Genomic DNA, 12169 nt, shown 5'->3' with positions numbered 1-12169 from the left:
CGGTGCACCACGGTGCCCGGCCCCGCCAGACCCCGTCCGGGAGCCCCCATGCTCAACGTCTTCACCCTGGCCAACGGCCGCCTGTTCCAGGAAGAAATCGAGTCGCTCGAAGAGCTGACCCGCTTCAAGCCCATCTGGGTCGACCTCGAAAACCCCACGCCGGAAGAGCGGCGCTGGGTCAAGCAGCACTTCGGCCTGTCCATCCCGGAAGACGCGATGGACGAGGACATCGAGGAATCGGCCCGCTTCTTCGAGGAAGACAACGGCGAGCTGCACATCCGTTCCGACTTCCTGATCGACGACGACGAAGACCCGCGCGCGATCCGTGTGGCCTTCATCCTCAACGAGCACAACGCCGAACTCAAGAGCCAGGGCGTGCTGTTCTCGATCCACGACGAGGACGTGCCGGTGTTCCGCCTGCTGCGCATGCGCGCGCGCCGCATGCCCGGCCTGATCGAGAACGCCAAGGACGTGCTGCTGATGCTGTTCGACGCCGACGCCGAATACTGCGCCGACACGCTCGAAGACATCTACGACGACCTCGAACAGGTCAGCCGCCAGGTGCTCGCCGGCGATGTGACCGACAACAAGGCCGGCGAAGTGCTGGCCGCGATCGCGCGCCACGAGGACATGAGCGGCCGCATCCGCCGCAACGTGATGGACACGCGCCGGGCCGTGAGCTTCCTGATGCGCAGCCGCATGCTGAATGCCGAGCAGTTCGAGGACGCGCGACAGATCCTGCGCGACCTCGACTCGCTGGACGGCCACACCGCCTTCCTGTTCGACAAGATCAACTTCTTGATGGACGCCACGGTCGGTTTCATCAACATCAACCAGAACAAGATCATCAAGATCTTCTCGGTGGCCAGCGTCGCGCTGCTGCCACCCACCCTGATCGCCAGCCTCTACGGCATGAACTTCCAGTACATGCCCGAGCTGAGCCAGAAATGGGGCTACCCGTTCGCGCTGGGGCTGATGGTGCTGTCGGCCGTGGTGCCGATGCTGTACTTCAGGAAGCGCGGCTGGTTGAAGTGAGGCCGGCTACAGCCAGCCGTTTTCGATGAACTCCACCACATCGTGGCAGCGCGGCTCCAGCGGATGGGCCAGCGTCGCCTCGACGATGCGCCGGACGCCGTCGGCATAGGGTGAAGCGCCCGTCACCAGGGTCTCCAGCCGCAGGCGGCAATCGCCCTCGCCGATCTCGATGCGGTGAAAGGCGTGGCGGCCCAGGTCTTCAGCGGGAATGCCCAGCGCCAGCGACTGCTGCCCGGGATCGCGGACCGAGACGATGGCCTGCGGCGACAGGCCCAGCGACGCGGCCATGGCGACCGCGGTCCCTGGCACCGAGGTCTTGCCGGCCTGGTGCGATTCGGTCAGGCGGACGGATTCGTGGCGAAACCAGGGCCCGCTGCGGCTGAGCATGGCCATGAACTTGAGCATCAGCAGGTTGGCGTTGGCGCACACCACCACCGGCACGCCCTGGGCCAGACGGGCCACGTCCGTCCCGGTGGACAGTTCGACCAACGGAACCGAGCGCTCGCGGCAGAACCGGAGGATCTCCGGCAGCTCGCGCCCCGAGCCGGCGTGCACCACCGCCTGCGCCACCGGCGCACTCAGGGCGTCGCGGTCGCTCCACGCTTGCGCCTGCGGCGCCAGACTGGTCAGCAGTTCACGCGCCAGCTTTCCGGTGCCGGCGATCAGGAGATGCGGAGGATTCATGCGCGCAACAGGGTGTCCATCAGCGCCGCACTGTAGCGGCTGGCGACCTCACGCAGAAAGCGCGGGAAGTCCACATGCGCCGCGTCGTCGGCGCGGTCGGAGATCGTGCGCACGACCGCCAGCGGCACATCGAAGTCGTGGCAGACCTGCGCGAAGGCCGCGCCTTCCATCTCCACCGCCAGCGCGTCCGGCAACTCGCGCTGCAGGGTCTGGCTCTCGGCGGTGGTGGCGACGAAGCGGTCGCCGCTGATGAGCAGGCCCTGGTGCAGCTTCGGTGCCTGCAGACCGAAGGCCTCGACGGTGGTGGCGTCCAGTTGCTGCGGCAGGCTGTGCAGCATGCGCTCGCAGGCCAGCTCCAGCGCGTCGGCCAGCGCAGCATCGGCCTCGAACCGCGCACGGCCGTAACCCGGCACCTCGTGGCGCGGGAACAGTGGCGAGGCGTCCATGTCGTGCTGCAGGAAGCCACGCGCCAGCACCACGTCGCCGACCTTCACGCCCGGCCCCAGGCCACCGGCCACGCCGGTGAAGACGATGCGTTGCACGCCAAAGCGTTCGATCAGCAGCGCCGCGGTCGTGGCGGCCGCCACCTTGCCGATGCCCGAGAGCACCGCGACCACGTCCTGACCGTGCAGATGACCGACCCAGAACTCGCGCCCGCCGACCACCTGCTTCTGCTCGTCGGGCATCAGCGCCAGCACGCTGGCGAGTTCGTCGCGCAGGGCGGCGACGATGGCGGTTCTGGTCATGCGAGGGCTCCGGAAATGACAAAGGCGGCCGAAGCCGCCCCGTCATTGTGTCGCAGCCGACGTGGCTACTTCTTGTCGCGCAGTTCCCTGCGCAGGATCTTGCCCACCGGTGTCTTGGGCATCTCTTCGCGGAACTCGACCAGCTTGGGCTGCTTGTAGCCGGTCAGGTTGGCCTTGCAGAAGTCGCGCACCTGCGCTTCGGTCAGCGACGGGTCCTTCTTCACGATCACCAGCTTGACCGCCTCGCCGGACTTCTCGTCGGGCACGCCGACCACGGCGCACTCCATCACGCCCGGCAGCTGCACCACGACGTCCTCGATCTCGTTCGGGTAGACGTTGAAGCCGCTGACCAGCACCATGTCCTTCTTGCGGTCCACGATCTTGAAGTAGCCGCGCGCATCCATGATGCCGATGTCGCCGGTCTTGAAGAAGCCGTCGGCGGTCATGACCTTGGCGGTCTCGTCGGGCCGCTGCCAGTAGCCGGCCATGACCTGCGGGCCCTGGATCGCGATTTCACCCGGCTGGCCCTGCGGCACTTCGTGGCCCTCGTCGTCCAGGCACTTGAGCCAGGTGTTGGGCAGCGGCACACCGATGGTGCCGGTGAACTCCGTGTTGGTCACCGGGTTGCAGGTGGCCGACGGGCTGGTCTCCGACAGGCCATAGCCTTCGCAGATCGGGCAGCCGGTCTTCTCCAGCCACAGCCTGGCGACCGCGCCCTGCACCGCCATGCCACCGCCGACCGAGACCTTGAGGTTGCGCCAGTTGACGGTGCCGAAGTCGGGGTGGTTGGCCAGGCCGTTGAACAGCGTGTTCACCGCCGGGAAGCTGTGGAAGGTGTGTCTGGAGAGCTCCTTGAGCACCGCCGGCAGGTCGCGCGGGTTGGGGATCAGGATCACTTTGCCGCCGGTGCGCATGCCCAGCATCATGTTCACGGTGAACGCGAAGATGTGATACAGCGGCAGGGCACAGACGCTGGTGGGCTGCTCGCCGGCCGGCACCTTGCTCATCACCGGCGCGTTCCAGGCCTCGGACTGCAGCACGTTGGCCAGCACATTGCGGTGCAGCAGCACCGCGCCCTTGGACACGCCCGTGGTCCCGCCGGTGTACTGCAGCACGGCCACATCGTCGGGCCGGATGTCGGGCCGCTTGAGGCTGCCGCGCGTGCCCCGCGCAATCGCCTCGTTGAAGCGCACCGCCTGCGGCAGGTCGAAGGCCGGCACCATCTTCTTGACGTTGCGCACCACGTAATTGACGATGCCGCCCTTGATCAGGCCCAGCAGGTCGCCCATGGCCGCCAGCACCACGTGCTTGACCGGTGTCGCGCCGATGCACTGCTCCAGCGTCGAGGCGAAGTTCTCGATGATGACGATGGCCTTGGCGCCCGAGTCCTTGAGCTGGTGCTCCAGCTCGCGCGCGGTGTAGAGCGGGTTGACATTCACCACCACGAAGCCGGCGCGCAGGATGCCCGCGACCGCCACCGGGTACTGCGGCACGTTGGGCATCATGATCGCCACGCGGTCGCCCTTGACCAGGCCCAGGCCCTGCAGATAGGCGGCGAACGCCTGCGACAGGCTGTCGACCTGGGCGTAGCTCACGTCCTTGCCCATGAAGCTGTAGGCCGCCTGGGCCGCGTGCTTCTGGAAGCTCTCCTCCAGCAGGTGCACCAGCGAAGGGTATTGCTCGACATCGATGTCGGCCGGCACGCCTTCCGGGTACGCCCCCAGCCAGGGACGAGCGGCGGACGCCTGGGTCGATACAGTCATGAAAGGGTCTCCAGGATCTGGTGGTGGTGCATCGTGCATTCTCCCGTTCCGGCTCCGAAGCGGAGCGCGTGTTTTCCCTGACGCGATTCTGACGCATGGCGCTGGTCCCGCATTTTCCGAGACTTGACCGCTATCAAAAGTGACTCAGCGGCGGGAACAGGAGTCCCGCAAACGACAAGGCCCGGACGGGCCGGGCCTTGCATCGGAAACCGGATCGGACGGCGGCCCGGTCCCCGGATCGGCGCGTGCTCAGCCCCGCAAGGCGCCCAGCACTTCGTCCAGCATCTTCTTGGCGTCGCCGAACAGCATGCGGTTGTTCTCTTTGTAGAACAGCGGGTTGTCAACGCCGGCGTAGCCGCTGGCCATGGAGCGCTTCATGACGATGCTGGTGCGGGCCTTCCAGACTTCGAGCACCGGCATGCCGGCGATCGGGCTGGTCGGGTCGTCCTGCGCGGCGGGGTTCACGATGTCGTTCGCGCCGATGACCATGGTGACGTCGGTCTCCGGGAAGTCCTCGTTGATCTCGTCCATCTCCAGCACCACGTCGTAGGGCACCTTGGCCTCGGCCAGCAGCACGTTCATGTGGCCCGGCATGCGGCCAGCCACCGGGTGGATGCCGAAGCGCACGTTCACGCCCTTCTCGCGCAGCAGCTTGGTGATCTCGAACACTGTGTGCTGGGCCTGGGCCACCGCCATGCCGTAGCCCGGCACGATGATCACGCTCTTGGACTCGCGCAGCAGCTCGGCGGTCTCGACCGCGCCGATCGGCGAGACCTCGCCCTGCGGTTCGGCCGCAGCGCCAGCTGCCGCCTTGGGTGCCGGCGCACCGCCGCCGAAGCCACCGGCGATCACGCTGAGGAAGTTGCGGTTCATCGCGCGGCACATGATGTAGCTGAGGATGGCACCCGACGAGCCCACCAGCGCGCCGACCACGATCAGCAGGTCGTTGCTGAGCATGAAGCCGGTGGCCGCGGCGGCCCAGCCCGAGTAGCTGTTGAGCATCGAGACCACCACCGGCATGTCGGCACCGCCGATGGCCATCACCATGTGGACGCCGAACAGGAGCGCGATCACGGTCATCACGATCAGCGGCGTCATGCCGGCCTGGATGTCCGGCGCGTGCAGGAAGGCGCGGCCGAACCAGAGCACGACCAGCAGGCCGGCGAGGTTGAGGAAGTGGCGACCCGGCAGCAGCAGCGGCTTGCCGCCGATGCGGCCCGAGAGCTTGCCGAATGCGATCAGCGAGCCCGAGAAAGTGACCGCGCCGATCAGGATGCCGATGTAGATCTCCACCTCGTGGATGGCCTTCTCGGCTTCGGAGGGAAAGACGGTCGAGGTGTCGACGTAGCTGGCAAAGCCCACCAGGCAGGCCGCCAGGCCGACCAGGCTGTGCATCAGCGCGACCAGCTCGGGCATCTGCGTCATCTGCACCTTCTTCGCGGCGAAGAGGCCGATGGCGCCGCCGAGCACGAGGGCGCCGACGATGTAGGGAATGCCGGCCGGCGTGACGCGCGGGCCGAGCACGGTGGCGAGCACGGCGATGGCCATGCCGACCATGCCGAACAGGTTGCCGCGCCGGGCCGTCTCGGGGTTGGACAGGCCGCCCAGGCTGAGGATGAACAGGATGGTCGCGCCGATGTAGGACACGGTGGCCAGGCTGGAGGTCATGGGGTTCGTCCTCTTCTTATTTGCGGAACATCGCCAGCATGCGGCGGGTGACGGCGAAGCCGCCGAACATGTTGACGGCGGTGAGCACCAGGGCGACCACGGCACAGCCCAGGATCAGGCTGTTGGGCCGGTCGGCGACACCGGCCGCGTCCAGCGGTGGCGCGACCTGGATCAGCGCGCCGATCGCGATGATCGACGAGATGGCGTTGGTCACGCTCATCAGCGGCGTGTGCAGCGAGGGCGTGACGTTCCACACCACCATGTAGCCGATGAAGCAGGCCAGCACGAAGACGGTGAAGTGCGACAGGAAGGCCGCCGGCGCGTACAGGCCGACCAGCGCGAACAGCACCGCACCGACGCCGAACACGATGGCCAGGGTCTTGGCCGACATCGGTTCGCCGGGGCCGTGGGCCGACGCCTTGGGCGCGGCCGCCACGGCGGGCTTGGGTGGCGGCTTGGGCGCGGCGACCAGCGCGGGCGCGGGCCAGGTGATTTCACCGTCCTTGACCACGGTCAGGCCACGGATCGCGTCGTCCTGCATGTTGACGTTGATCACGCCGTCCTTGGTCTTGCACAGCTCCTCGGTCAGGCGGAACAGGTTGGTGCCGTACAGCGTGGACGACTGGCGGGCCATGCGCGAAGCCAGGTCGGTGTAGCCGACGATGGTCACGCCGTGCCGCACCACCGCCTCGCCGGGCACGGTCAGTTCGCAGTTGCCGCCCTGCTCGGCCGCCATGTCGACGATCACGCTGCCGGGCTTCATGCTCTTCACCATCTCGGCGGTGATCAGCTTGGGCGCGGGCTTGCCGGGGATCAGGGCGGTGGTGATGATGATGTCCACCTCGCGCGCCTGCTTGGCGTACATCTCGCGCTGGGCCTGCTGGAAGCCTTCGCTCATGACCTTGGCGTAACCGCCGCCGCCCGAGCCTTCTTCCTCGTAGTCCACCTTGACGAATTCGCCACCCAGCGAGACCACCTGGTCGGCCACCTCGGCGCGCGTGTCGTTGGCGCGCACGATGGCGCCCAGGCTGGCGGCCGCGCCGATGGCGGCCAGACCGGCCACACCGGCGCCGGCGATGAACACCTTGGCCGGCGGCACCTTGCCCGCGGCCGTGATCTGGCCGTTGAAGAAGCGGCCGAAGGCGTTGGCCGCCTCGACCACCGCGCGGTAGCCGCTGACGCCGGCCATCGAAGTCAGCGCGTCCATCTTCTGCGCGCGGCTGAGCGTGCGCGGCAGTGCGTCGATCGACAGCGCCGTCACCTTCTTCGCGGCCAGCTGCTGCATCAGGTCCGGGTTCTGGGCCGGCCAGATGAAGCCGATCAGCGTCTGGCCCGCGTGCATCAGCGCCACCTCGTCCGGCGTGGGCGGGCGCACCTTGAAGACGATGTCAGCGCTGTTCCAGAGTTCCGCGGCCGAGCCGGCGATGCTGGCGCCGGCCTCGCGGTAATCGTCATCGCCGAGCTGCGCCAGTTCGCCCGCGCCGCGCTCCACCACCACGGCAAAGCCCAGCTTGACCAGCTTGGCCACCACGTCGGGCACGGTGGCCACGCGTTTTTCGCCGGGGAAGATTTCGCGCGGCACGCCGATGCGCTGCGGCGTCGGGGCGGCTGCGCTGGCTGCCGCGGTTTCGGTCGATGCGCCAGAAGTCATGGAGAGGTCCTCGATGCAGGATGTTGAAAACGGAATGGAGGGCGTGGGGCGGATGCTCGGCGTCGGCCGCTCAGCCGCCACCGCCCGCGGCACCGGACGCCGGTGATTTCAGCCGGATCGGTGGCACCACGAGACGGCCGGACAGCGAATACACGCTGCTCTTGACCGCATCCTTGAGCTGCCGGCCCCAGACCACATGCTCGGGCAGCACCCCCTTGGGCAGCGGGTCCTCCACAGCGGCCTTGTCGACGCCGATGGGCGAGATCACGAACACGCGCACGTCCACGAACGAGCCGGTGGAGATGGCATGGCGGCTCCACACCGTGTAGACGGGGCGCCGGGCCGACACCACGCCCGACGCCTGCAAGGCCAGGACCTCGGGCGCCAGGGCCTTGAACACGCCTTCGCTGTAGTAAGGCGGGGTGACCGTCAGACATTGCGCGAACGACTCCCGGAATCCTTCGTTGCCCTCGCGGTAGTTCTGCTCATCCGAGCGGCACTGGGGCGAGTAGGTCATGCGGGCCGCGCGGCCACCACCCATGCCTTCGGAATGGGCGCCCACGATCACCAGGATCTGGTCATCGCCATCGGGTGCGCCGCGCAGGTACAGCTTGGACTCGACGCCCAGGGCGCCCGACTTGTCGCCACCAAAAGCGACCTCCTGGTCCGGCAAGGACAGCTCTTTCCAGCCCCCGTCGGCGAACTCGATGTCCACCCGACCCACCGAAAAGCCGGCGGCCTGGGCGGTCAGCGCCCCCAGAACCGCCCAGCATCCCACCAGTGTCTTGACCGTCCATCCGGCCATTCGTCGTTGTTGATTCATGTTCTGTTGATCCCTCCTCGCCATCGGACCGGCGGGTAGCGCGCCAGCTTAACCGACGGCCTTCGTGCCCCTTCCGGGCACAAACCCATGTCACACAAGGGTTTGCACCGGCTCCAGCGGCCTCGGCGGCCCCCCATATGCGTCGGAATTTCATCATGCGGCAAGACCTCCCGCGTCAAGGAACAAGCCGGAACACCCGCCGGGATAATCGGCCCATGAACACCCGATGGAAACCCAGCGTCACCGTGGCCGCGATCATCGAGCGCGACGGGCGCTATCTGCTGGTCGAGGAAGAAACGCCCGAGGGCCTGCGCCTGAACAACCCGGCCGGCCACCTCGATCCGGGCGAAAGCCCCGAGCAGGGTGTGGCGCGCGAGACACTGGAAGAAACGGCGCACGCGTTCACGCCGACCGCCCTGGTCGGCATCTACCTCTCGCGCTTCCAGCGCGCAAGCACGGCCGAGGACATCACCTACCTGCGCTTTGCGTTCTGCGGTGAACTGGGCGCCTTCGATCCGGACCGGACGCTCGACACCGGCATCGTGCGCACGCTGTGGATGACGCCCGACGAGCTGCGCGCGAGCGCCGACCGCCACCGCAGCCCGCTGGTGCTGCGCTGCATCGAGGACCACCTGGCCGGCCGGCGCCTGCCGCTGGACGCGGTCACCACCGACCTGTCGATCTACCAGGCGCGCTGAGCGCTGGCGGGCTCAGTCGAGACCACGCACCGAACCCCGCAGCTGCTTGACGGTCGAGCGGCCGGACTTGGCCTGCAGCCGCCGCTCTTTCGACGCGCGGGTGGGTTTGGTGGGCTTGCGGGTGACCGGCACGGTGGCCGCCGCATCGACCATGGCCTGCAGCCGCGCCAGCGCCTCGGCCTTGTTCTGCTCCAGGCTGCGGCTGGTCTGCGCCTTGATGACGATCACGCCCTCGGTCGTGATGCGCTGATCGCTGGTGGCCAGCAGACGCTGCTTGACCAGCTCCGGCAACGACGAGGCGTGCACCGCGAACCGCAGGTGCACGGCGTTGGAGACTTTGTTGACGTTCTGGCCGCCCGCCCCCTGCGCACGGATGGCGGTGAACTCGACGTCGGCGGGATCGATGCGGAGCATGGTGCGCGGCAGTGTGCCACGCCGTAGATCAATAGCGTTCTTTGGTGCCGGTCACCATGGCCTTGACCAGCCGGGTGCGCTCGATGCGCCCCATGACGATGGCGGAGGCGGCGTGCAGGCCGGCCGAGATCAGCAGCGCATGGGCCAGCACCTCGTGCAGCTCCTGCAACCACTCTTCACCGAAGTAGGCATCGGTGCCCTGCATCCAGCCGGTGACGCCCAGGGCGATCACCAGGCCCATGAGCAGGAACATCATCAGGGCACCCAGCGGGTTGTGGCCCCAGTGGTGATCCGGACGGCCCGACCGCATGGCCTGCAAGTGATGCCGCAGGCGCGAAGGCGTCGGGAAAAAATCGGAAAAGCGCGCATGGCGCGAACCGATGAAGCCCCAGACGACCCGCGCAACCACGAATGCGGCGGCCAGATAGCCGGCCCACTCGTGGGGCGGATCGCCCTCTTCAAGCACGAAATAGTTGAGCAGCACGCAGCTCACCAGGGTCCAGTGGAAGGCCCGGACAAACCGGTCCCAGACCGGGCGGCTGGTTTCGTTCGAAGACACGGGGCTCATCGGCGTGCGAGACTTACTTCGTCACCTGGGCGCCGGTGTCGGGGGAGAACCAGTGCTCCACCTTCTTGCCGTCCTTCTCGCCATACACCTCGTAGCAGTTGCCCTTGTTGACCTTGAAGGTCTTGATCTTGTAGCCCTGTTCTTCAACCTGCTTCTTGAACTGGGCTTCGGGCATCCACTTTTCCTTGGGCACGTTGCAGGAAGGTTCGGCAAAAGCCATGCCGGCGACGGCCAGGAGAGCGGCGGAAACAACGATCGACTTCATGAATATCCCTTTCAATGACATCCCAGCAACTGCTGGTGGATGTATTGAACGGGGCCCACATGAAATGGACCTTAAGCGGCCTGTGTGAAGTTGTTTCCTTCTGTGAAGACGCCTTCAGGCCGTCTCAGGCCGGCCCTCGCGACCGCTGCGCCACATCAGCAGCACCGCCAGCAGGGCCGAGGCCACCATCAGGAACAGACTGACCGCGTTGAGCACCGGCGTCGCGCCCTCGCGCATGCGGCCGTACATCAGCACCGTCAGCGGCGCGTCGGAGCCGACCAGCATCAGCGTGGTGTTGAAGTTCTCGAACGACATCAGGAAGGCCATCGCCGCGGCACCGACCATGCTCGGGCGCAGGTAAGGCAGCGTGATGGTCCACAGCACCGCGGCGCGGCTGGCGCCGAGGTTGAAGGCGGCCTCCTCGAGCGTGCGGTCGAAGCGGCGCAGGCTGGCCGACACCGTCAGCGTCGCGATGGTCACGATGTAGCAGAACTGCCCCAGGATCACCAGCGGCAGGCCGGGCCGCAGGAAGTCGAGTTCAAGCCCCCAGGTCGCGTCGGCGAAGTTGGCGATGCGGCTGGCAAAGGCCAGGATGGAGATGCCCAGGATCACGCCCGGGATCACCAGCGGCACCATGCTCAGCAGTGCCACCGCGCTCTTGCCGGGGAACTCGAAGCGCTCCAGCAGGAAGGCGTTGCAGGTGCCGACCAGCACCGACAGCAAGGTCACCCAGACCGCCACCCAGGCGCTCACGCCGATCGCCTTGATCAGCTCGGCGTCGTGCAGCAGGCCGGTGCGTTTCCCTCCTCCTGCGGTGAACCAGTCGAGCGTGAAGCCCATCCAGGGCGGCGTCGGGTAGTCGGCGTTGTTGAACGCGAACACCGCGACCACCACCAGCGGCACGAACAGGAAGACGAAGAACACGCCCACGAAGGCGCCGAGGCCGAAGCGCTGGACCGCAGGGCGGGGAAGGCTCGGAATCATGATGCTTTCATCACCGCACCGAAGCGCTGACCAGTGAGTTGGAGACCCGCCCACACCAGCAGGCTGGAGAGGAACAGCAGCAGGAAGCCGAAGGCCGCGCCCTGGTTCCAGTTGAAGCGGGTGATGAACTGGGTGTAGATCTGCTCGGTGAACCAGAGCGAGTCCTTGCCGCCCAGCAGCGTGGGCGTGAGGTAGTTGCCCAGGCAGAGCATGAAGACCACGATCGAGCCGGCGGCGATGCCCGGCGCGGCGTGCGGGATCACGATGCGGCGCACGATGTTGGCGGTGCTGCCGCCCAGGTCGTAGGCGGCCTCGATCAGGCTGTCGTCCAGGCTCTCCAGGCTGTTCACCAGCGGGATCACCATGAACAGCAGCGAGGCGTAGACCAGGCCCACCAGGATGGTGGCGTCGTGGTACAGCAACTCGACCGGCTGGTTCGCCAGGCCCGTGGCCTGCAGCAGGCGCGAAACCACGCCGGTCTCGCGCAGCAGGATCAGCCAGCCCAGGGTGCGCACCATCTCGCTGACCCAGAACGGCAGCAGGCACAGCACCAGCATCACCATCTTCAGCCGCCCCTTGGCGACCTTGGCGATGTACCAGGCGGCGGGAAAGGCCAGCAGCAGCGTGAACACCGTCGCCAGCACCGACATCACCGCCGTGCGCACGAAGGTGTTCCAGTACAGCGGTTCGTCGACGAAGGTGCGAAACTGGTTCAGGCTGAACGCGTATTCGCCGGGGCCCACGCGCGCCTGCAGCGACAGCAGGGCCAGCTCGACGTGCGGCAGCACCACCAGACCGCCCAGCCAGAGCAGGGCCGGCGCCAGCAGCAGCGCGAGCATCCAGCGGCGGTGGGTCGCGATGTCGTTCATC

At 67.2% G+C, this 12169-nt stretch carries 13 protein-coding genes; 2 read left to right on the top strand and 11 right to left on the bottom strand.

Translation table 11 applies throughout. The features are described from left to right. The first annotated feature begins 48 nt into the window (after window positions 1-48). On the top strand, window positions 49-1035 hold the full coding sequence (gene corA / locus ACS5NL_RS02210; protein WP_439351945.1) for a magnesium/cobalt transporter CorA: 987 nt from the start codon (window positions 49-51) through the stop codon (window positions 1033-1035). A 6-nt stretch (window positions 1036-1041) separates the two neighbouring features. Here corA and ACS5NL_RS02205 read toward each other — a convergent pair whose 3' ends face one another. From ACS5NL_RS02205 to ACS5NL_RS02180, 6 genes are all read right to left on the bottom strand, one after another. Then, on the bottom strand, window positions 1042-1719 hold the full coding sequence (locus tag ACS5NL_RS02205; protein WP_439351944.1) for a dihydrodipicolinate reductase: 678 nt from the start codon (window positions 1717-1719) through the stop codon (window positions 1042-1044). Then, entirely contained in the window at window positions 1716-2465 is a 750-nt protein-coding gene (locus tag ACS5NL_RS02200) for a 5'-methylthioadenosine/adenosylhomocysteine nucleosidase (RefSeq protein ID WP_439351943.1), read from the bottom strand. Before ACS5NL_RS02200 ends, ACS5NL_RS02205 begins: the two co-directional genes overlap by 4 nt. Before the next feature lie 65 nt (window positions 2466-2530). Then, window positions 2531-4228, bottom strand: a complete 1698-nt coding sequence (locus tag ACS5NL_RS02195; RefSeq protein ID WP_439351942.1) for a long-chain-fatty-acid--CoA ligase — start codon at window positions 4226-4228, stop codon at window positions 2531-2533. A 249-nt stretch (window positions 4229-4477) separates the two neighbouring features. After that, window positions 4478-5896 carry a Re/Si-specific NAD(P)(+) transhydrogenase subunit beta gene (gene pntB, locus ACS5NL_RS02190; protein ID WP_439351941.1) on the bottom strand — a complete coding sequence of 473 codons (1419 nt, stop codon included), beginning with the start codon at window positions 5894-5896 and terminating at the stop codon, window positions 4478-4480. Between the two features lie 16 nt (window positions 5897-5912). Next, window positions 5913-7547 (bottom strand): Re/Si-specific NAD(P)(+) transhydrogenase subunit alpha, encoded by a 1635-nt coding sequence (locus tag ACS5NL_RS02185; protein WP_439351940.1) that lies wholly within the window; start codon window positions 7545-7547, stop codon window positions 5913-5915. Window positions 7548-7617: 70 nt separating this feature from the next. Next, on the bottom strand, window positions 7618-8370 hold the full coding sequence (locus tag ACS5NL_RS02180; protein ID WP_439351939.1) for a hypothetical protein: 753 nt from the start codon (window positions 8368-8370) through the stop codon (window positions 7618-7620). A 215-nt stretch (window positions 8371-8585) separates the two neighbouring features. On the opposite strand from ACS5NL_RS02180, the gene ACS5NL_RS02175 reads away from it, so the two are divergent. Beyond that, complete coding sequence (locus ACS5NL_RS02175) at window positions 8586-9068, top strand: NUDIX hydrolase (protein ID WP_439351938.1); 483 nt, start codon at window positions 8586-8588, stop codon at window positions 9066-9068. Between the two features lie 12 nt (window positions 9069-9080). Here the strand turns inward: ACS5NL_RS02175 and arfB are convergent, their stop codons facing one another. The 5 genes from arfB to ACS5NL_RS02150 form a co-directional block, all read right to left on the bottom strand. Next, window positions 9081-9482 (bottom strand): alternative ribosome rescue aminoacyl-tRNA hydrolase ArfB, encoded by a 402-nt coding sequence (gene arfB, locus ACS5NL_RS02170; protein ID WP_439351937.1) that lies wholly within the window; start codon window positions 9480-9482, stop codon window positions 9081-9083. 28 nt (window positions 9483-9510) lie between these two features. After that, window positions 9511-10050, bottom strand: coding sequence for a cytochrome b/b6 domain-containing protein (locus ACS5NL_RS02165; protein WP_439351936.1), 540 nt, complete (start codon window positions 10048-10050; stop codon window positions 9511-9513). Between the two features lie 13 nt (window positions 10051-10063). Next, complete coding sequence (locus ACS5NL_RS02160) at window positions 10064-10315, bottom strand: PepSY domain-containing protein (RefSeq protein ID WP_439351935.1); 252 nt, start codon at window positions 10313-10315, stop codon at window positions 10064-10066. 114 nt (window positions 10316-10429) lie between these two features. Next, window positions 10430-11299, bottom strand: a complete 870-nt coding sequence (locus tag ACS5NL_RS02155; protein ID WP_439351934.1) for an ABC transporter permease — start codon at window positions 11297-11299, stop codon at window positions 10430-10432. Next, complete coding sequence (locus tag ACS5NL_RS02150; RefSeq protein ID WP_439351933.1) at window positions 11296-12168, bottom strand: ABC transporter permease; 873 nt, start codon at window positions 12166-12168, stop codon at window positions 11296-11298. Before ACS5NL_RS02150 ends, ACS5NL_RS02155 begins: the two co-directional genes overlap by 4 nt. Between the last annotated feature and the right edge of the window lies 1 nt (window position 12169).

Origin of the sequence: Hydrogenophaga sedimenti (assembly GCF_051857515.1) — a bacterium.
In the GTDB taxonomy this organism is placed as follows: Bacteria; Pseudomonadota; Gammaproteobacteria; order Burkholderiales; family Burkholderiaceae_C; genus Hydrogenophaga.
This window is presented reverse-complemented; position numbering and strand designations above follow the sequence as displayed.